An 18976-nucleotide genomic window follows, 5' to 3' on the forward strand; every position below is an offset into this window, starting at 1 on the left:
GGCACGAGCCGCGCCGAAGAGCTGGGCTTGGGACTGGACGAGGATCGACGGTAGGGCGCCGATCCCTGTAGACAGGAGTACGTGGAAATCGCACGCGAGGTCTTCGGCGAAAGCTATGAAACCGCCCGTAAATATGTCGACATATTGACAAGTCGAGGTGTCGACTGGGGATTGATCGGGCCGCGTGAGGTGGACCGGATCTGGCCGCGACATGTGCTGAACTCATTGGCCATCGCGCCCATGATCGGCGATGGGCGCACGCTGGTCGATGTCGGGTCGGGCGCGGGCCTGCCTGGTATCCCGCTGGCCATCCAGCGACCGGATCTGTCGGTGACGCTGCTCGAGCCGCTGCTCAGACGGGCGAACTTCCTCACCGAGGTCGTCGCCGAACTGGGCCTGGACGATCGCGTCACGGTGGTGCGCGGGCGCGCCGAGGAGCACCGCGCGCGCTACGACGTGGTCACCGCACGGGCTGTGGCGGCACTACCCAAGCTGCTGGGTTGGTGCTTGCCCCTGCTGGCGTCGCGGGGTGAACTGCTGGCGCTGAAGGGCGAAAGCGCCGAGCAGGAACTGGTCGAGGCGCAGAAGCTGCTCCGCCGAGGGCGGCTGAGTGGCGAAGTGGTCAAGGTCCCCACGCCTGGCACGGACGAGACCACCTGGGTGGTTCGCATCCGCTGAAGCTGTTGGTCGGGCTTGTCGAGACACTCGGAGGGATCTCGAGAAGCTCGATCAGTGGCGTGTGGGGTGCGATTGCCCAGCCACGCCCGCGCGTAGACGCTCGTCCCCGGTCTGCGGCTGTAGGCTCGGAAGCCGAGCATTCGGCCCGACGAAAGCAGGCAGGTAACCCTCAATGGCGTCCGTTTCACGTGGAACACTTCCCCCTCTGACGGGAGCACTACTGTGACGCAATCCACAGCCCCGCGCCGCGTGGCCTACGACACTGTCGAGTTCACCGCTCCGCCGGTGGAGTTGCCTGACGCCTCCGTTCCACGTGAAACGTCGGCGCTTCCAGCGCCTGACACCCCCCGCGTGATCGTGATCGCGAACCAGAAGGGTGGCGTCGGAAAGACCACGACCGCCGTCAATCTCGCGGCCGGACTCGCCCGTGGCGGCCTCAACGTGTTGGTGATCGACCTCGATCCGCAGGGCAACGCATCCACGGCACTCGGTGTCGAACACGAGGCCGGCGTGTCCGGGACCTATGAGGTGCTGATCGACGGCGAGGCGATCGAGCGTCACGTCCAGCCCTGCCCGGACGTCGATGGACTATGGGTCCTCCCGGCCACGATCGACCTGGCCGGTGCCGAGATCGCGCTGGTCGACAAGCCCGGACGCGAGAGCCGGCTGTTACGGGCCATCGATCGGCTGACCGTCCGTCACCGCATCGACTACATCTTCATCGACTGTCCCCCGTCGCTGGGCCTGTTGACCCTCAACGCTCTGGTGGCTGCCCAGGAACTCCTGGTTCCGATCCAGTGCGAGTACTACGCGTTGGAGGGCGTGTCCCAGTTGCTGCGCACGATCGACCTGGTCAAAGGCAGCATGAACGAGCGGCTGCGGCTCTCCACCGTCGTCCTGACTATGTTCGACGGACGTACCCGGCTCTCGACGCAGGTGGCGAACGAGGTGCGCACCCACTTCCCCACCGAGACGCTGACCACGGCGATCCCCCGCTCTGTGCGAGTCTCCGAAGCACCCAGCTATGGCCAGACGGTGATCACCTATCACCAGGCGTCGGCTGGAGCGCAGGCCTATCTCGCCGCCGCGGAAGAGATCGCCCGACGCGGTGCGAAGTAGGCGAGCGGCCTCCAGTGAGTGAAGTGAAAGGACGACGATGACCGTCACGAAATCACGTTCCGGATTGGGCAGGGGCCTCGGTGACCTGATTCACCGCACGGACCCGGAACTGGAACCGCAGCGACCCGAGCCGCTGGCGGTCGAGCCACCAGAGGGCTCGTACTACGCCGAGCTTCCGGTGGACAGCATCCGTCCCAACCCCAAGCAGCCGCGCCAGGTGTTCGAAGAGGACGCTTTGGATGAGTTGGTGGAGTCGATCCGCGAAGTCGGGCTATTGCAGCCGATCGTGGCGCGCCCGCTGGGGAACGATCACTACGAACTGGTGATGGGGGAGCGCCGCCTGCGGGCGAGCCAAGCGGCGGGGCTGGCCACGATCCCCGCGATCGTGCGGCCGACGTCCGAGCACGACCTGTTGCGGGACGCCCTGCTCGAGAACCTGCACCGCGCGCAGCTCAATCCGTTGGAGGAGGCGGCCGCCTACCAGCAGCTGCTGACAGACTTCGACTGCACGCAGGAAGAGCTCTCCACCCGGATCAAGCGCAGCCGTCCGCACATCAGCAACACGATCCGGTTGCTCCAGTTGCCGGCGCCGGTTCAGCGGCGGGTTGCCGCAGGTGTGCTGAGTGCCGGTCACGCTCGCGCGATCCTCGGTTTGGGCGATCCGCTGGCAATGGAGCGGCTGGCGCAGCGCGTGGTGGCCGAGAATCTCTCGGTGCGGGCGGTCGAAGAGATCGTCGCCCTTGGTGACGGACGCGAGCCCAAGGCTCCCCGGCAACGGATCACCCGTGAGCCGAGCGAGCGGGCGTCCGGTCTCGCGGAGCGCCTGGTCGAACGCCTGGACACGCGGGTCAATGTGGTGATGGGCGCCAAGGGACGCGGTCGCATCGTGATCGACTTCGCGAACGACGACGACCTCGGACGCCTCGTCGAGCTGCTGGCCTGAGCAGAAGCCGAAAGTGCCCTCAGCCCGGGCTCGCCCCGGGATCTCGTCGTGCGCGCCGCCGCGGTAGACAGAGAGAACCGTCCGGTGTCCGAGAGAACCGTCCCCGGTGACCACGGGGACGGTTCTTCTGGTTGCCCAGTTCCCAGCCATTTGTCAATAAGAATATTTGTCGATAAATAGCCTTGTAGTGAGGCTGCTCGGCGGGACGGTGGCGTCCAGACCGGCGATCGCGGGTAGCCTCGGCAGGGTGATCACCGCCGAAGACGTGCCTGCTGTTCGCTCCGCCCTGCTGCGCTATCGGGTGATGGCGTGGATCGTGGGCGTGCTGCTGGTGGTGCTGGTCTGCGTCGGCGTACCGATGAAGTACTTCGGGCACAACGACACCGTGGTGACCTGGACGGGTATGCCGCACGGCTGGCTCTACCTGCTGCTCTTGATCACCGCCTACGATCTCGGACGCCGGGTGAACTGGCCGTGGCTGCGGCTGATCCTGATCGCACTGGCCGGCACGGTGCCGTTCCTGTCCTTCGTGGCCGAACGCTACGCGACCAAGGACGTCCACCAGCGGTTGGCCGAGGCAGAGAACGGGGGAGTGGTCGGCGACGACCAGCCCGAGGTGCGGGCAGCTGAGGGCTAGGCGTCCCTGCCGGCCCCCATACCGCTGGTGCGGGCGCCGCGTTTGCCCATGCTGTGGGCGATCTTCCAGGTCATTCCGAGCGCGAACAGTGCGAACACCCACCACTGCAGGGCGTAGCCGCTGTTGCGCCACGAGCCCTCGCCGTCCGGGAGGGTGACGGACGCCGGCGCCAGCCCCTGCTGCCCGGACTCGGTCGAGTCCAGGGTGATGAAGCCGGGCATGAGCGGTTCGTCCCAGAGCTGCGCCAGTTGCGGCAGCCGGACGGAACCGAGGTTATAACCCCTAACCAACGAATGATCGGCACCGGGTTCGGAGGGCAGGAAGATGCCGGTCTGGACATGCTCGCCATTCGGCGGAGGGGGCGCGTCGGCACCCTGAGGGATGGTCCCCCGCACGACGGGGAGCACCCGGCCGTCGGCCAGCTGCAGTGCCGACAGCACCCGGACCACCCCGTCGGCACCGAGCACCCGCTCCTGCTGATCCGGCAGATAGTGCCCGGCGACACTGGTGGGCTTGCCGTAGATGTCGCCGACGGTGCCATCGGTTGAGACGAAATCGAGCAGCGGCACCGGCGCCTGTTGCGCACGTGCCTGTGCGGACGCGTTGCCCTGGTCGGTGAACACCTGCAGCTGCCACAGCCCGAGCCAGGTCATCACCACCGCCGCCACCACACCGGCGAGCAGCACCAGCGCCTGTTTCACCCGCAGCGGCATCGTTCAGCCCCGGACGCCGGACGGGCCCCGGCTGTACGCCTGTCGGACCAGCGCGGCGCACAGCCGGCCGAAGTCCTCGCCGGCTGCTTCGACCGCCAGCGGTACCAAGGACGTCTCGGTCATGCCGGGGGAGACGTTGGTCTCGATGAACACCGGGCCGTCGGGGCCGACGATGATGTCGGTGCGGGACAGATCACGCAGCCCGAGGCTCCCGTGCACCCGCAGCGCCAGGTCGGCGCAGGCCTGAGCCACGTCGTCGTCCAGTTCGGCGGGACAGATGAACCGAGTCTCGCCGGCGGTGTAGCGGGCGGTGTAGTCGTAGACGCCCGAGCGCGGCCGGATCTCCACGGCGGGCAGTGCCCGCGGGCCGTCGCCGGTGTCCACCACGGTGACGGCGACCTCGGTGCCCTCGATGAACTGCTCGATCACGGCCATCTCGCCGTAGGCGTAAGCCGCCACCATCGCGCCGGGCAGTGCTGCGGCACTCGACACCTTGGTACAACCCAGCGCCGATCCGCTGCGGTTCGGCTTCACGATCAGCGGTAGTCCAAGCCGTTCGACGAGCGCCGCGACCAGCGCCTGTGCGCCGAGTTCGCGGAAGACCGAGTTCGGCAGAGCGACCTGGGCCGGCTTGGTGACCTCCAGCAGCGGTGTGCAGATCGACTTGTCGAAGGCCCGCTGTGAGGCCGGACCGGTCGATCCGACATAGGGCACGCCGAACAGGTCCAGCACTTCGCGCAGCGAACCGTCCTCACCGTCGCCGCCGTGCAGCACCGGGAACACCACGGCGTCCGGGGTGGCGGCGAGCAGTTCGGCCAGCCCGCGGGTGACGTCCGCCTCGATCACGCTCAAGCCCTGGTCACGCAGCGCTTGAGCGACCCGGCGTCCGGATCGCAGCGACACGTCACGTTCGTGGGAGAGTCCTCCGGCGAGGACGACGACGGTGCCCGGTTGGCTGCTCATGGCTGATCCTCAGGTGATGTCCGGTGCGGGACCGGCGGTGACGTCGCGGTACAGGTGTTCGCCGGCACTGATCCCGAAGGTGTGCAGGGTGTCGATCTCGTCGCGCAGCACCTCGCCGAGCCGGCGGGTGCCTTCGATGATCCGCTCCGGAGTCGGGAAACAGTAGGAGAGCCGCATGTTCCGGCTACCCATCCCGTCGGCGTAGAACGCGGGGCCGGGCACGTAGGCCACCCGGGCCGAAACAGCGCGGGGCAGCATCGCCTGCGAGTCCAGCCCTTCCGGGAGGGTGACCCAGACGAAGAAGCCGCCGGTGGGGTGCGTCCACGTGCTGCCGTCGGGCATGTTCTCGGCCAGCCCTTGCAGCATGGCATCGCGGCGTGCCCGGTACATGTCCCGGTACACCTGGATCTGCCCGCGCCAGTCGAACTGATGCAGATAGGTCGAGATGGCGAACTGGCTGAACACCGGCGGTGCCAGCGTCGCGGATTCCTGCGCCAGCGTCAGCTTCTCGCGGACGGCGTGCGGCGCCAGCGCCCAGCCGACCCGGAAGCCGGGCGCGAAGGTCTTCGAGAACGACCCGAGGTACACCACCCGCTCGGCATCCATCGAACGCAGCGCCGGCAGCGGCTCACCCTCGATGGCCAGCAACCCGTACGGGTTGTCCTCGACGATCAGCAGGTCGAGCTCATGGGCGATCGCGATCAGCTCGCGCCGCCGCTCGATGGTCTGGGTGACGCCGGTCGGATTCTGATAATTCGGGATGGTGTAGAGGAATTTGATCCGCTTGCCGGCGGACCGACACGCGGCCACCGCCTCACGCAAGGCCTGCGGAACGATGCCGAACTCGTCCATCGCGACATGGACGACCTGCACCTGGTAGGCACGGAAGGTGCCGATCGCGCCGACATAGGACGGCGCCTCGGCCAGGATCACGTCGCCGGGGTCGCAGAACACCCGGGTAACCAGGTCGAGGGCCTGCTGCGAACCGCAGCTGACCACGACATCGTCAGGATGGGCGGTGATCGCCTCTTCGGCCATCACCTGGGTGATCTGCTCGCGCATGAACGGCTCGCCCTGGCCCGACCCGTACTGCATCGCCTGGGTGCCGCGCTCGCGGATCAGGGACGAGATCGCCTCGCCGATCGCCTCGCGGGGCAGGTCGGCGATGTTGGGCATGCCGCCGGCCAGCGACACCACCTCGGGCCGGTTGGCTACCGCGAACAGGGCCCGGACGGCGGACACGGTGAGCCCGTGGGTGCGTTCGGCGTAGGTGTCGATCCACGGATCGAGCACCGTGTCACGACGTTGAACGGGTTCCGGCAGGCTCACCGCGCCAGCTTATCCAGCTGCCTAAGATGAACGTGACTTACGTGCCCAGGTGGTCGGAGCCCAGGAGGACGCCGTGGTCAGCATCGAGCTGGTCGGACCGGGGGCCGTGCGCGGCCTGGCCTGCCCCTACTGCGGACGCCCCATGCCGCTGGACGAGGCGGGCATGATCGCCGCCCAGGCGGCCTGGGGCTGGTGCGGTGCGCTGGGAATCGAGGACGGCCGGACGGTGGGACTGTTGCTGGTCTCGGCCGCCACGTCCGGCGATCCTCGGGTGACGGTGGCCAGGATCGGTGCCGGCTGGGTGCGCCCGGGCGATGTCCGGCAGGGAACCGGCCGGGCCATGCTGCACGCGCTGGCCGGCGGCCTGCATCGCGCTCGGGTGGGCACGCTTTTCGCCAGCTCGGATCCGCATCGGGGCTGCGCCGCGCTGCCGTCCGGGTTCCTGGACGGCACCGGCTTCATCGCGATGAACCCCGCCCACCACTGGCGGCTGGACCTCAACGGTGCGGTGCCCGTGGTGAAGCACTCGGTCCTCGTCCGGCTCGGACGCCTGGTGCGGGCGGTCCGCCCGGTGGCGCCCCCGGAACCGGCCCGGAGAACAGAGATCAGATGAACTCGTCGAGGGCCCGGAGCAGCGCGGCCTTCGTCTTGCCACCGGTGAACGACTTGACCAGCTCGCCACCCGAGTAGATCTGGATGGTCGGCAGCCCGAGCACACCCTGTTCGGTCGGGATGCGCGGGTTGGTGTTGGTGTCGAGCGAGTAGAAATCGATCCGGTCACCGTGTTCGCGGGCGAGTTCCTCGATGATCGGGGCGATCTGGCGGCATGGTGCGCACCAGTCAGCCCAGTAGTCGACCAGCACCGGCTTGCTGGCGCGGACGACCTTTGACTCGAAGGTGTCGTCGGTGACGGCGGTCACGTGGGCCACGGGGGTTCCTCTCGTTGCGGACGGCGGGAGTGGCGTCGGTCAGACGATAGCTTCGAGCGCCGACAATTCCGCGCCCTGCAGCGTCTCGTCGCCCGGGTCGCCGGCATCGTGCAGCTCGGCCAGGTACCGCTCGGCGTCCAGGGCCGCGGAGCAGCCGGTACCGGCTGCGGTGATCGCCTGCCGGTAGGTGTGGTCGACCAGATCGCCGGCGGCGAAGACGCCGGACAGGTTGGTCTGGGTGGAGCCCGGCTGAACCAGCACGTAGCCCGCGGGGTCGGTGTCGACCTGACCGCGCACCAGCTCGGAGCGCGGGTCGTGGCCGATCGCTATGAAGCAGCCCTGCACGGGCAGCTCGCGCTGTTCGCCGGTGACGGTGTCGGTCAGCGTCAACGAGGTCAGCGACTGCTCGCCGTTGATGGACGCCACGGCCGAGTTCCAGGCGAACGAGATCTTCGGGTCGGCCGCCGCGCGGGCCACCATGATCTTGGACGCCCGCAGCTCGTCGCGGCGATGCACCACGGTCACCGAGGACGCGAACCGGGACAAGAAGGTCGCCTCCTCCAGCGCCGAATCGCCGCCGCCGACCACCGCGATGTCCTTGTCGCGGAAGAAGAAGCCGTCGCAGGTGGCGCACCAGCTGACGCCGCGTCCGGACAGCCGGTCCTCACCGGGCAGGCCGAGGCGCCGGTAGCCGGAGCCCATGGCCAAGATGACGGCCTTGGCGCGGTGGGTGCCACCTTCGGAGTCGGTGACGGACTTGATCGGGCCGGTCAGGTCGGCCTCGACGATGTCGTCGGTGACGATCTCGGCGCCGAACCGCTCGGCCTGCGCCCGCAGGTTCGCCATCAACTCAGGGCCCATGATGCCCTCGGGGAAGCCGGGGAAGTTCTCCACCTCGGTGGTGTTCATCAGGGCACCGCCGGATTCCAGCGCACCCTCGAAGACCAGCGGCTTGAGGTCGGCCCGGGCGGCGTAGATGGCGGCGGTGTAGCCCGAGGGGCCGGAGCCGATGATGATGACTTCGCGGATCTCTGACATGGCGTCCTTCTGCGGAGGATGGAACGGGCCCAGCCTAATGCGGGCGGCCGCTGTGTTGGAGCAACCGTCGGCGCGAGCGCGATATTCCGACCGCCGGCCGGGCTTGCCGAAAACCCGGTCAGGTCTCGACAAGCCCGGCCGACGGGGGCTACTCCTGCCCGGCCCAGAAGCCGCCCGGAGCGAACAGTTCGTCGACCAGCTCGTCGAGTAGGTTCGCCTCGAGCAGCAGGTCGAGCACCGTGTAGCGCTTCCGGATCATCTGGGCACGCCGGTAGGTGTCCTTGAACTGCTCCCAGCTCAGCGCGATGTCGTAGGGATGGGCGGGCGTGCCGGCGGCGCGCAGCATCCGCTGCAGCTCGGCGGCCGGAATCAGCTGAGCCGCCAGCTTCCGGCTCAGATCGCCCCACAGCGACTTCACCAACTCGAGCCGTTCCCGCAACTGTTCGGGCGTGAGGTGCTTGGCCAGCGCCTGAGCGACGATCTCGTCGACCAGGTGTGGCTGGTGAACGGCACGGACCCGTGCCTCCAACTCGGCGGCGTCGGGGTACGCGGCGACCGCGGCGTCCACGTCCAGCTGGGACAGGTCCCGCTGCAGCAGCCGTTCGTACAGGGCCGCCATCGAGACGCTGCCGACCGCCACCTTGAAGCCGTGCGACAGCCGGCGGGGCTTGATGGTGGTGCCGTGTCCCTCCATCTCCCAGAGGTGGGCGAACTGATGTTCGGCACCGGACGCCGGCCGCGACGACGCATGTGCCTGCATCGCCAATCCGGACATCACCAGGCCCTCGGCCAGTTCGCCGATCGCGGCCGGGTCGCCGGCGGCCAGAGCCTCCGGCCGGGAGAGCGAGGCCCGCAGCGGTCCCTGCACCAACTCCCATACGTAGTCGTCGAGGGCCTCCGTGCCGACCGCGTCGGCGACGATCCAGTCGGCGCCGGCGGGCACCTTGCCGAGCAGATCGCCGTAGCCGGACGCCGTCATCACCGCGGGCGCGGCGGCGAGCACCGTCCAGTCGGCGACACAGCCGGCCGGGGCCGGACAGTCCAGGGTCTGCTTGTACCCGCCGACGGCGATGGATGAGCCGAAGGCGGTGTAGCCGTCCATGGAGGCGGCGGTGGCGACCACCAGGTAGGGCCGACCCAACTCACCGGCGGCACGTTTGACCACGTCGTTGAGGGTGCCGGCACCGACCGCAACCGGAACGGCGTCGACGTCGCGCAGAGCGTCGCGCAGCAGTTCACAGTTCTCGTACTTGGCGTACAGCTCAGGATCACCGGGGAAGACGTATGGCTCGAGCACCCGGACGCCGCCCGAGGCCAGCGCGTCCACGACCGCGTTCCCGGCCACGGACATGGTCCGTTCGTCGCCCACCACCAGGGCAGGCCGGTCGCCGAAGGTGGACCGGAACAATTCCGCCACCCGGGCGATCGCGTCCGGTCCGGCGACCACTGCCTTCGTGTCGGTCGATGTCTGCAGGGCACGTTCGATCAGCTCGGACATCGCTCACTCCCAGTTGTCGTCGGTCCAGCCCAGCTCGTCCCAGACCGCAGCCGGGATCAGCCGATCCACGCGGTCCATGACGTACGAGGGCTGGTGCTCCGGCGTCAGCGCACGGACGTCGTCGGCCGTCGCCTCGCCGGTCAGCACCAGGCCGGACACCATGCCGGTGTCCAACGCCATCTGAATATCGGTCTGCAGCCGGTCGCCGACCATCATGGAATGCTCGACCTTGGCGTCCAGGCCCTCCATGGTGACCTGGAGCATGATCGGGTCGGGTTTGCCCAGCGACTTGACGCACTTGGTCCGGGTGCAGGCCTCGATGGCGGCGGTGATCGAGGCGCAGTCGGGCTCACCGCGTCCGCCGGGGAAGGGGCAGAACCGGTCCGGGTTGGTCTCGATCAGGAATGCCCGCTTGTAGAACCAGATCGCGTCGAAGGCGATCTGCAGCTTGCGGTACTCGAAGCTGCGGTCGTAGCTGGCGATCACGATGTCGATCTCTTCGGGATCGTCGCTCAACGTGAAGCCGGCCTTGGTCAGGGCCCGCTTCAGCGGCTCTTCGCTGATCGGGAAGAGGACGGCGTCGGGATGGTGCGCCTTCAGCCACTTCGTGGTGGTGACGATGGTGTTGGAGATGTCCTCCACCGGGGTGGGCAGCCCGAGCTTGGTCAGCTTGCGGGCGTACATCTCGGGGTCCTTGGTGGGATTGTTGGACAGATAACGGATCGGGATCTCGCGGCGGCGCAGCTCGTTGATCATCCGAGCGGCACCGGGCAGCAGGTGGTCGCCGAGATAGATAGTGCCGTCCATGTCGAAGACATAGGCGTCATAGAACTCTTCCGGACCGCGAAGCACGTCGTGCACCATCGATAGTTGCCTTCCTGGGCTGCGAAATCACCGTGAACTGATATCGGTCGTGAACAGATGGAGGGAAAAAGAGGTGGCTCGGCCCGCCGGTGAGGCCACCGGCGGGCCGGGTCGGGGTCGTTGCGGGCTCAGTCCTGGGATTCTTCCTGGGCCTCGTCTTCGTCCAGGCCGGTTCGGTGGACGTAGCCCGGCGAGCTGTCGCCGCCGTAGCTCGGGTCGACTCCGGGGTAGCGGGGATCGTGCGGGTGCGGGGCGTTCTCGCCGCCGTAGCCCTCCTCCACCTCGGGATCGGAGTGCGGATGTGGATGGTCCGCTCCGCCGTAGGCCGGGTCGACGTCGAATGTCTTGTCCTCGGTCATGATGCGCCTCCTTTCGGGTATTGCCGCCAGCTGCCTCAGAGCGTCCGAGGCAGTGAAACGTCTTGTCAACAGGCTACTCCCGGTCGGTGAACGAGACGAGAGTGAGAGACGCCGGCCGGCGCGGGACGGGATCCCGAGCTGCGCCGGCCGGCATCAGTGGTTTGCTTCGATTCGCCTAGTTGCTGGCGCCGACCATGGCGGCAACGATCCAGATCAGCGTGGTGGCCAGGAAGATCGCGACGGCCGGGGGGTCGATGTGGGTCTTGCCGCGGTCCTGGAACAGCCGGGCGGAGAGTTCGCCGAGGAATGCCGAGATCGTGGCGAACACGGCACCGATCAGCAGGGCTCCGACGGCCAGGCCGTAGTCGACGCCCAGTGCGGTGTCGACCTTCAACGCGTGCAGGCTCGCGGCGCTGATCACCTTTTCACCGGCCAGGATCGGGTAGAAGACCATCGCGCCGAGACCACCGATGATCGTCATGTGGTGGGTAACCGGCGAGTTGTAGCCGATGTTCAGGAAGAAGATCGTGATCGCCGAGATGGCCCAAGGGAACGCCGCCGCGCTCATGCCCACACCGGGGAAGTTGACCGCGAGCAGCAGGGACACGCCACCGGCGAGCAGGCCGGGGAAGATGCCGAGCACGAGCAGCTGCGAAGGCTTCTCCTGGTAGCGCACCCACGCGTAGCCCTCATGCGGAGCCAACTTGCTGCCGGAGGGGTTGAAGTGCTCGGGGTTGATCAGCGAGCGGTCGGCGAAGGCCAGCCGGGTTCCGATGCCCAGCACGGCCACGGTCAGCGCGATCGCGTCGGTGTGACCGCCGAGCCAGGGAATCTTGCCGAAGACGTAGCTGACCAGGAGCCAGCCGACCACACCGGTCGCGGCACCCACCAGCAGGACGTCGGGCTTGCCGAGCCGAGCGAGTGGCTGAGCGATGTCCTTGCCGTTGTCGGTGTACCCCTTCATCGCCGCGTAGGCGGAGCCGGCGACGGCGCCGGTGAACGCGACATGGGGGCCGGTGAACGGACCGAAAGCCACGTAGCTGAACAGGAAGCTGGAGACGTCGGCGCCCCCAGCCACTCCCGCGGCCGTCGCCGCGAGGCCGGCGAAGCCGGTGATCACGAAGGAGAAGTTGCCGCCGACACACGCACCGAAGAATCCTCCGGCCGCGGCGACGAGCAACAGAAATACAAATTCCATGGTTGCCACGCTTTCCATTGAGTGCTGGTTTGGTCCAGCCCCGGCTGGGCTGGGAACTGTGTGAGTCAGTCGCGGGACTGATCGGTGGCCGCAGAGGCCATTCGTACTCCTTTGCACGAGGTTGGCGGATCCCGCCGACTGGGCCCGCTGGGGTGAACCTACCAGTGGCTGAGGTGTTAGTAACAGCTTTTGTGAGAGGAGAACGCCTGATGGGACAATCGGTTCAGCCGGCCGCGCGGACGACCCGCACGCCCTTCCCGCGAAGCTCTTCGATGGCCTCGTCGGGCGTCTGAGAGTCCATGATCACCTGATCGAAGTCAGTCATCGAGGCGAAGGTGTGCAGGGCGCGGCGATCGAGCTTGGTGTGGTCGAGCAGCAGGATCGACTTGTCCGCCGACGCCATCATCGCCCGCTTCACCTGGGCGCAGTCCTCATAGGGGTGGTAGCAGAGCAGATCGCTGATGCCGGACGCCGACACCAGGCAGTAGTCGGCCCGGATGTCGGCGATCACATGGGTGGTGGTCTGCCCGACCATGGCCTCGGACCAGGCCTGGTACTCACCGCCGGTGACGAACAGCCGGATTCCGGAGCGACGCTCCAACTCGCGGGCGACCAGCATCGAGTTGGTGACCACGGTGAGCGGCACGAGCTCCAGCATGCGCAGCACCCACAACGCCGTGGTGGAGTCATCGACCAGGATGGAACTGCCGGGGCGGATCTGTTCGACCACCACCCGGGCCACTTCCTGCTTCAGGTCGGCGTTCTGGTTCACCCTGATGCTGGCACCGATCTCGTTCAAACCGGTGGCCACGGCGGTCACCTGGCCGCGGTGCCGGATCAGCACGCCGGCCTCCTCGAGCGATTCGATGTCGCGATACACCGTCATCGCCGAGACTCCGGTCAGGTCCACGAGTTCGTCGACTGAGGCCGATCCGTTCTTGACGACCCGTTCGGCGATCGCCATCCGGCGTTCGCGTAGCGCACCGACAGAACCTCGGCCACGCCCTTTGGTCGCCATGCGAGTTCATCCTTCGTTCGTTGTCACACTCATGATGCCCTATTTGTTGACAATCAACTCCATCATTCGCACGAAAGCCGGCTGAGATGATGAGACTTCGGCAGACCTGCTCAGGGCGTGGGCGGCGGCACCCTCGGGGTCTGCCGGCCGGTGCTCGGTTCGGATGACGTCGGGTGGGTCGGCCACTAGGTTGGAGGTCTGTCGGCAACGTTGCCGGCACTACCCCGGCATCGTCCGGAAAGGAGAACCCTCATGGCGACACTGGTGGTCCTCGGCTCGGGAATCATGGCGACAGCCCTAGCGACCCCGTTCACCGACAACGGACACGAAGTGCGGCTGGTTGGAACCCATCTGGATCGCGTGATCATCGACTCGATCAAGTCGACCCGCGTGCATCCGAACCTCAACTTGGCGGTGCCCGACAACGTCACCGCCTACCAGTTGGAGGACGCCGCCGAGGCCTTCGACGGCGCCGATCTGGTGATGAGCGGGGTGAACTCGTTCGGCGTCGATTGGGCGGGCGAGCAGCTGGCCGGGCTACTCCGTCCGGGCCAGCACGTGATCGCGCTGGCCAAGGGCATGCAGGCCGACTCCGACGGCAATCTGACCATCCTGCCCCGGGCGCTGATGGCGCACATTCCGGACGAGTTGCGCAGCCGGGTGTCGATCTCGGCGATCGCCGGGCCCTCGATCGCGGGCGAGGTGGCGATCCGGCGGCACACCAGCGTGGTGTTCACCGGCGAGGACCCTGAGGTGCTGGCGATGTGGAAGGAGCTGTTCGAGACCGACTTCTACCACGTCTGGACGAGCACCGACTTCGTCGGCGTCGAGGTGTGCGCGGCGACCAAGAACTGCTACGCCTTCGGCGCAGGCTTCATGCACGGCCAGCTCAAGGCTTTCGGCGAGGCAGACCCGCAGTACGTCAACTACAACTACGGCGCCGCGCTGTTCGGCCAGGCGTCGGTGGAGATGACCCAGTTCATGGACCTGCTCGGCGGGCAGCAGTCCACGGTGCTCGGACTCCCCGGCATCGGCGACTGCTTCGTCACCTCGATGGGTGGACGCAACGTCAAGGTCGGCACCCTGGTCGGCGAGGGCATGACGTTCACCCAGGCCCGCGATCAGATGCCGGGGGTCACCTTGGAGGGTGCGGCGGCGATCAAGGTGATCGGCGACGCCTTCGAGCGGCTCACCGAGCGTGGTGTGCTGACGTCCGAGCAGTTCCCGCTGCTGCGCCACCTGCACGCCGTGGTGGCCAAGGATGCCGCCGTCGACGTGCCGTGGAAGACGTTCTTCGGCAGCAACGGCTCGGGAGTCTGAGACAACCGCCGGTCGAGCTTGTCGAGACCCTCGGGGGTTTCGACAAGCTCAACCCGCAAGCGTCGACAAGCTCAACCAGCGATGTCTCAGCTGAGGCCGTAGGCCTGGTGCACCAGGAAGATCGGGTGCTCGACCACGGCGCCGGAGCCCTTCCGGATCTGCCAGCGGCAGGTCTCGGTGTCGCACATCGCGAACTCAGGGTTCACCTCGCGCACCTTGTCGAACAGCGGCTTGCCGACCGCCTGGGCGATCTCGTACTTCTCTTTCTTCAACCCGTAGGTGCCGGCGATGCCGCAGCAGGTGGCGCCCGACTCGATCGCCTCGACGCCCGGGATCAGCTTCAGCACCTCCATGGCCGGCTGGCCCATGCCCTGCGATTTGAGCTGGCAGGGGGCGTGGTAGACCGCCGTGAGCGGGATCTCGGCGAAGTCGGTGGGCAGCTCGCCGGCATCGTGCAGCTCCAGCAGGAACTCCATGATGTCGCGGATCCGGGTGCCGACGTCGGCCAGCCGGTCGTCGTCGACGCCCATGATCTCGTGCGCCTCATGCTTGAGCATGCCGGTGCACGAGCCGGACGACGAGATGATCGTCAGGTCACGTCCGGACGACCGCAACTCGTCGCACAGCTTGAGCACCTTGGCGGTGGCGCCGTCGAACAGGCCGTTGGACTGTTCGGCCAGGCCGCAGCAGCCCTGCTTGGGCACCAGCACCTCATAGCCGAGATGTTCCAGCACCTCGATCGACTTCTTCGACGTCTCGACCTCGAAGTAGCCGCCGGCGCAGCCGTGGAAGAAGACGATCGGGCCACGGGTCGGCGCGGGTGCCGTGCGGGTGCGCTTCTTGAGCCAGCCGGTGATGGTCTGGGTGTTGGCGTGCGGCATCGGGGCGTCACGGTGGATGCCCAGCACCTTCTCGACCACGGTACGCAGCGGTTTGATGGACAGCGCGGCGTTGGCCACCGGCGCCAGCGGCGTCATCGCCCGGCCCATCAGCGTGGTCTGGGTGATCAGCCGGTCGCGCAACGGCATCTCGTCGGCCTTCATCACCGCACGGGCCTGACCGTTCAACTCGGCGATCTTGACCCCCTGCGGGCAGGCCAGCGTGCACGCGCCGCACGAACTGCAGTAGTCGAGCGAGTGGTCGACCGATTCGCCGTGCCGGAACCGCTCCGCCTGCGGGCCGACGAACTTCGGCCCGGTGAACTTCGGGGTGACCGCGGCCACCGGGCAGTGCGTCTCACAGATCGTGCACTTCACACAGTGGTCGAGGGACGCCCGGGCGACCTGCGTCTGGGCGAACTCGATGCCCTCGGAGGGGTTCATGAGGCTGCTCCTTCGGTCGTGGCGGACGATGCTGCGGCAAGGATCGAATCGGCGGCTTTCACGGCGCTGGCGACGGCGATGCCCTCGCCGGATTTCTCCTGCCAGCGGGTGGCGCCGGCCAGGATGCCGCCGGCGGCGTACAGGTTGTCGTAGACCGCGTCGCCGCCGGGATGGCGAACCAGCAGGTCTGGACCGGTTTCGACGCCGACGAGGAACAGCGGCTGCGGATCGCCCCAGTAATCAGCATGCACCAGGGCACCCTCCGGACGTCGCAGCGGCAGGTCGAAGATCGACTCGCGCAGGTTGTGGCGCGAGTCGGCATGCAGTGCCCCCGACTCGAAACCACCGGTGGAGAGCAGGAACGCGTCAGCCGCGAACTCGCGGATGCCGCCGGCGGTGGCCAGTTGCACACAGGCGACCGATCCGCCCGGGCTGCGGTAGCCGGTCACCTTGCTGCCCGGCACCACCCGGACGCCGGACGCCTTCGCCACCGCGGTGAGGGTGCGGTTCAACCGCATGCCGGGCACGGACGGCGGGGGCAGCGGGATCTCGAAGACCGGGGCGCCGATCAGGTCGGCGATGTCGCTCCAGGCGTTGTGGTCGTCCAAGCCGAGGACGGCCGGCAGACCGACGCTCTCGCCCTCGGCCACCAGCGGTTTGACCGCTTCGGCGAACCGCTTGCGGGTGGCCGGGTCGTCCAGCGCCCGGGCGTAGGTCAAGCCCGAGGAGTCGACCTCGCCCTCGCGGGCCGGGAAGCCCAGCATCACCGGACGCGCCTCGAGTCGCCCGCCACCCGGCAGGTCGGTGCGGTTCAGGTTGTGGGCGACCAGTTCGGGATAGAAGTCCTTGAGCTGTTTGAGGCCGATGATCACGAACTTCGCACCGTCGACGCAGGCGCCCGCGGTCATGCTGGGCGAGGCCAGCGCGGTGGGCCGGACGGCGCCGACCGCGGTGGGCAACTGCAGATTGACCGCAGGATCACCGACCAGCAGCTCGGCACCGACCAACTCGGCGACGTAGCTCGCGGACGCGCCGACCAGTTCGGCGTCCAGGAACGCGTAGGGATGGTCAGGGTTGGCCTGCGCGAAGTCGCCCAGCGCGTCCAGCGGTCGCTCCACGCGGTCGGGGGCGTAGCCGAGAATGTCGATCGTGCCCTGGGAGAGCTGCAGGCCGCCGGTGCCCTTGGCCAGCAGGGTCACCGCCGCGCCGCCCCGGGCCAGCCGAATGGCTGCGACCAGTCCGGAGACGCCGGCTCCGATCACCACGACGCGCGTCATCACACGACCTCCTCATGAGTCGGGCCAGGCAGGTGTTCGACGTCCAGCGTGCCCTGGAAGATCCAGTTGTCCAGCGCGGTCTGCCGGACCTGGTCGCCGTAGAGGATCGGCCAGATGCCGATCCAGCGGTTCTTCAGGAACAGCCGCACCAGGCCGGTGGCCCGCTCGATGTCGATGTGCTCGGACTGCAGCGCCACCCCGGTGGCGCGCATCGAGCAGAAGCCGCCCTGACAAGGGCCCATACCGAGTCGCAGCTGGCGACGCAGGTCGTCGAAGCTGCCCTTGGGCTGATCGGCCAGGGCCCGGGTGAACATGCCCTTGCTCATCAACTCGCACTCGCACAGGATCTGGTCCTCGGTGCGGTCGTGCTCGCGCTCTTCGAGCCGGTGGGTGATGACGTAGTTCTTCTTGTCCTCCGAGCCGGGGCACTGCTCGTCGGCCGTCCGGCAGGGACGGGTCTCGCCCAGCTGGGCGCACATCGCATTCACCACGTTCTCGGCCATCAGCCGGTAGGTGGTCAGCTTGCCGCCGGCGATGGTGAGCAGGCCCTTGAGGCCGTCGCGTTCGGAGTGGTCGATGATCGACATGCCACGGCTCATGTGCCGCGTGTCTCCGGAGCCGACCCGGGAATCCTTGACCAGCGGGCGGGCACCCGCCCAGGCGTGGATGGCGCGCGCGTTGCGGAAGCCGGGCACCAGCAGTTCGCCGCAGTCCATCATCTGCTGCACCTCGTCCCAGGCGATCTGCAGCTTGTCCGGGTCGTCGGCCTTCTGGTCGGTCGTGCCGATGATGCACACGGTGTGCACCGGCACCAGGATGTCGCCGTCGGCGGGGTAGGTGAGCCGATTGATCACCGAATTCGTCAGCCGGTGATTCATCGCGATCATGATGCCCGCGCCGGGCACTACCTGGACGTCGGGGCAGTCGGCCATGTGGGCGATCTGGCCACCCCATGCGGCGGCGCAGTTGAGCACGAAGTTGGTGTTGATCCGGACTTCCTCGCCGGTCTTCTCGTCGGTGCAGACCACCTGGGAGACCCGGTCGCCGTCGCGGTTGATCTTGGTCACCCGGTGATAGGTGAGGATCTTCGCGCCGTACTGCTTGGCCGAGTTGGCGGCGCTCCAGACGAGCTGCCAGCCGTCGACCGAGCCGTCCTCGACCTTGAAGGCGCGGGAGATCTTCGGGTTGACCCGCGGTTCGGCCTTCAGCACCTCGGCGACCGAGACCTCCTCGAACGGCACTTTGGTGTCGGTGGCGCCCTTGGCCCAGTCGTCGCCCCAGGCCGGGTCGTCGACGTGGGTGGCGACGAAGTAGCCGCCGGTGCGCTCCACGGCGTGGGACTGGATGCGGGTGACGATCGCGTTCTCCTCGGCACACTCGGTGGCTGAGTGCGGGTCACTGACCACGTAGCGACCGCCGGAGTGCAGCAGCCCGTGATAGCGGCCGGTGGTGCCCTGTCCGAGGTCGGCCCGGTCGACCAGGATCGCGGAATAGCCGCGCATGGCGACATCACGGACGACGCCGGCGCCGGTGGATCCTCCGCCCACCACCACGACGTCTGCGGTAAGGGTCTTCACTGCATCCTCCGATCGAATGGGTGGAGTCGTGGGCCACGACGTCCACCCGATGGACCTTGCCGGGTCAGGTCGTTCCCACGCTCCCCACTGCCACGATGCTGTGCGGACGCGCTAGTCACAGCCCGATCAAAGCGCACGCTACTCCAGCGGGACGGGCATCTGATATAGCTCAGGCCTCACATTAACAACACTCT

General features: G+C 67.7%; 19 protein-coding genes. 6 read left to right on the forward strand and 13 right to left on the reverse strand.

Annotation, left to right across the window (positions count from 1 at the left end; translation table 11 throughout):
- Positions 1-81 precede the first annotated feature (81 nt).
- From rsmG to Q0066_RS08960, 4 genes are all read left to right on the forward strand, one after another.
- On the forward strand, positions 82-678 hold the full coding sequence (gene rsmG / locus Q0066_RS08945) for a 16S rRNA (guanine(527)-N(7))-methyltransferase RsmG (RefSeq protein WP_298132139.1): 597 nt from the start codon (positions 82-84) through the stop codon (positions 676-678).
- Between the two features lie 285 nt (positions 679-963).
- Positions 964-1797 (forward strand): AAA family ATPase, encoded by an 834-nt coding sequence (locus tag Q0066_RS08950; protein WP_366521508.1) that lies wholly within the window; start codon positions 964-966, stop codon positions 1795-1797.
- 37 nt (positions 1798-1834) lie between these two features.
- On the forward strand, positions 1835-2740 hold the full coding sequence (locus Q0066_RS08955) for a ParB/RepB/Spo0J family partition protein (RefSeq protein ID WP_298132141.1): 906 nt from the start codon (positions 1835-1837) through the stop codon (positions 2738-2740).
- Between the two features lie 247 nt (positions 2741-2987).
- On the forward strand, positions 2988-3377 hold the full coding sequence (locus tag Q0066_RS08960) for a DUF3817 domain-containing protein (RefSeq protein WP_298132142.1): 390 nt from the start codon (positions 2988-2990) through the stop codon (positions 3375-3377).
- On the opposite strand, the gene Q0066_RS08965 is transcribed toward Q0066_RS08960, so the two are convergent.
- The 3 genes from Q0066_RS08965 to Q0066_RS08975 are packed head-to-tail and all read right to left on the reverse strand — an operon-like array spanning position 3374 to position 6382.
- Positions 3374-4090 carry an SURF1 family protein gene (locus Q0066_RS08965; protein WP_298132144.1) on the reverse strand — a complete coding sequence of 239 codons (717 nt, stop codon included), beginning with the start codon at positions 4088-4090 and terminating at the stop codon, positions 3374-3376. The two genes, Q0066_RS08960 and Q0066_RS08965, sit on opposite strands and share 4 nt — an antisense overlap.
- Positions 4091-4093: 3 nt before the next feature.
- The gene (locus Q0066_RS08970; RefSeq protein WP_298132145.1) at positions 4094-5053 is read right to left on the reverse strand and encodes a D-alanine--D-alanine ligase; all 960 of its coding nucleotides are present in this window, start codon (positions 5051-5053) and stop codon (positions 4094-4096) included.
- 9 nt (positions 5054-5062) lie between these two features.
- Positions 5063-6382, reverse strand: a complete 1320-nt coding sequence (locus Q0066_RS08975; RefSeq protein ID WP_298132147.1) for a PLP-dependent aminotransferase family protein — start codon at positions 6380-6382, stop codon at positions 5063-5065.
- A 49-nt stretch (positions 6383-6431) separates the two neighbouring features.
- Here Q0066_RS08975 and Q0066_RS08980 point away from each other — a divergent pair, with 49 nt between their 5' ends.
- Positions 6432-6995 carry a hypothetical protein gene (locus Q0066_RS08980; RefSeq protein WP_298132149.1) on the forward strand — a complete coding sequence of 188 codons (564 nt, stop codon included), beginning with the start codon at positions 6432-6434 and terminating at the stop codon, positions 6993-6995.
- On the opposite strand, the gene Q0066_RS08985 is transcribed toward Q0066_RS08980, so the two are convergent.
- From Q0066_RS08985 to Q0066_RS09015, 7 genes are all read right to left on the reverse strand, one after another.
- Complete coding sequence (locus Q0066_RS08985) at positions 6988-7311, reverse strand: thioredoxin domain-containing protein (RefSeq protein WP_298132150.1); 324 nt, start codon at positions 7309-7311, stop codon at positions 6988-6990. The two genes, Q0066_RS08980 and Q0066_RS08985, sit on opposite strands and share 8 nt — an antisense overlap.
- Positions 7312-7350: 39 nt before the next feature.
- Complete coding sequence (gene trxB, locus Q0066_RS08990; protein WP_298132151.1) at positions 7351-8349, reverse strand: thioredoxin-disulfide reductase; 999 nt, start codon at positions 8347-8349, stop codon at positions 7351-7353.
- Positions 8350-8497: 148 nt separating this feature from the next.
- Positions 8498-9847, reverse strand: a complete 1350-nt coding sequence (locus tag Q0066_RS08995) for a sn-glycerol-1-phosphate dehydrogenase (RefSeq protein WP_298132153.1) — start codon at positions 9845-9847, stop codon at positions 8498-8500.
- A gap of 3 nt (positions 9848-9850) precedes the next feature.
- Entirely contained in the window at positions 9851-10708 is an 858-nt protein-coding gene (locus Q0066_RS09000; protein ID WP_298132202.1) for an HAD hydrolase-like protein, read from the reverse strand.
- 131 nt (positions 10709-10839) lie between these two features.
- A complete protein-coding gene (locus Q0066_RS09005; RefSeq protein WP_298132155.1) occupies positions 10840-11070 on the reverse strand; it encodes a hypothetical protein in 231 nt (76 codons plus the stop codon).
- A 175-nt stretch (positions 11071-11245) separates the two neighbouring features.
- Positions 11246-12268 (reverse strand): hypothetical protein, encoded by a 1023-nt coding sequence (locus tag Q0066_RS09010; protein WP_298132157.1) that lies wholly within the window; start codon positions 12266-12268, stop codon positions 11246-11248.
- A 223-nt stretch (positions 12269-12491) separates the two neighbouring features.
- Positions 12492-13286, reverse strand: a complete 795-nt coding sequence (locus Q0066_RS09015; protein WP_298132159.1) for a DeoR/GlpR family DNA-binding transcription regulator — start codon at positions 13284-13286, stop codon at positions 12492-12494.
- Positions 13287-13538: 252 nt separating this feature from the next.
- Between Q0066_RS09015 and Q0066_RS09020 the strand changes: the two genes are divergently transcribed.
- The gene (locus Q0066_RS09020; RefSeq protein ID WP_298132161.1) at positions 13539-14606 is read left to right on the forward strand and encodes a glycerol-3-phosphate dehydrogenase; all 1068 of its coding nucleotides are present in this window, start codon (positions 13539-13541) and stop codon (positions 14604-14606) included.
- Between the two features lie 86 nt (positions 14607-14692).
- Here Q0066_RS09020 and Q0066_RS09025 read toward each other — a convergent pair whose 3' ends face one another.
- The 3 genes from Q0066_RS09025 to glpA are packed head-to-tail and all read right to left on the reverse strand — an operon-like array spanning position 14693 to position 18782.
- On the reverse strand, positions 14693-15928 hold the full coding sequence (locus Q0066_RS09025; RefSeq protein WP_298132162.1) for an anaerobic glycerol-3-phosphate dehydrogenase subunit C: 1236 nt from the start codon (positions 15926-15928) through the stop codon (positions 14693-14695).
- The gene (gene glpB, locus Q0066_RS09030; protein ID WP_298132164.1) at positions 15925-17205 is read right to left on the reverse strand and encodes a glycerol-3-phosphate dehydrogenase subunit GlpB; all 1281 of its coding nucleotides are present in this window, start codon (positions 17203-17205) and stop codon (positions 15925-15927) included. The genes Q0066_RS09025 and glpB overlap by 4 nt, the downstream gene beginning before the upstream one ends.
- A complete protein-coding gene (glpA, locus tag Q0066_RS09035) occupies positions 17205-18782 on the reverse strand; it encodes an anaerobic glycerol-3-phosphate dehydrogenase subunit GlpA (protein ID WP_298132166.1) in 1578 nt (525 codons plus the stop codon). Before glpA ends, glpB begins: the two co-directional genes overlap by 1 nt.
- Between the last annotated feature and the right edge of the window lie 194 nt (positions 18783-18976).

This window comes from Micropruina sp., from assembly GCF_027492755.1.
In the GTDB taxonomy this organism is placed as follows: Bacteria; Actinomycetota; Actinomycetes; order Propionibacteriales; family Propionibacteriaceae; genus Micropruina.

What these genes read in the sequence shown, in the direction of transcription:
- Q0066_RS08955 (WP_298132141.1), top strand. Translation starts at nt 1,835, where the DNA reads ATGACCGTCACGAAATCACGTTCCGGATTGGGCAGGGGCCTCGGTGAC.
- Q0066_RS08965 (WP_298132144.1), bottom strand. Translation starts at nt 4,090, where the DNA reads ATGCCGCTGCGGGTGAAACAGGCGCTGGTGCTGCTCGCCGGTGTGGTG.
- Q0066_RS08970 (WP_298132145.1), bottom strand. Translation starts at nt 5,053, where the DNA reads ATGAGCAGCCAACCGGGCACCGTCGTCGTCCTCGCCGGAGGACTCTCC.
- trxB (WP_298132151.1), bottom strand. Translation starts at nt 8,349, where the DNA reads ATGTCAGAGATCCGCGAAGTCATCATCATCGGCTCCGGCCCCTCGGGC.
- Q0066_RS08995 (WP_298132153.1), bottom strand. Translation starts at nt 9,847, where the DNA reads ATGTCCGAGCTGATCGAACGTGCCCTGCAGACATCGACCGACACGAAG.
- Q0066_RS09005 (WP_298132155.1), bottom strand. Translation starts at nt 11,070, where the DNA reads ATGACCGAGGACAAGACATTCGACGTCGACCCGGCCTACGGCGGAGCG.
- Q0066_RS09010 (WP_298132157.1), bottom strand. Translation starts at nt 12,268, where the DNA reads ATGGAATTTGTATTTCTGTTGCTCGTCGCCGCGGCCGGAGGATTCTTC.
- Q0066_RS09015 (WP_298132159.1), bottom strand. Translation starts at nt 13,286, where the DNA reads ATGGCGACCAAAGGGCGTGGCCGAGGTTCTGTCGGTGCGCTACGCGAA.
- Q0066_RS09020 (WP_298132161.1), top strand. Translation starts at nt 13,539, where the DNA reads ATGGCGACACTGGTGGTCCTCGGCTCGGGAATCATGGCGACAGCCCTA.
- Q0066_RS09025 (WP_298132162.1), bottom strand. Translation starts at nt 15,928, where the DNA reads ATGAACCCCTCCGAGGGCATCGAGTTCGCCCAGACGCAGGTCGCCCGG.
- glpB (WP_298132164.1), bottom strand. Translation starts at nt 17,205, where the DNA reads ATGACGCGCGTCGTGGTGATCGGAGCCGGCGTCTCCGGACTGGTCGCA.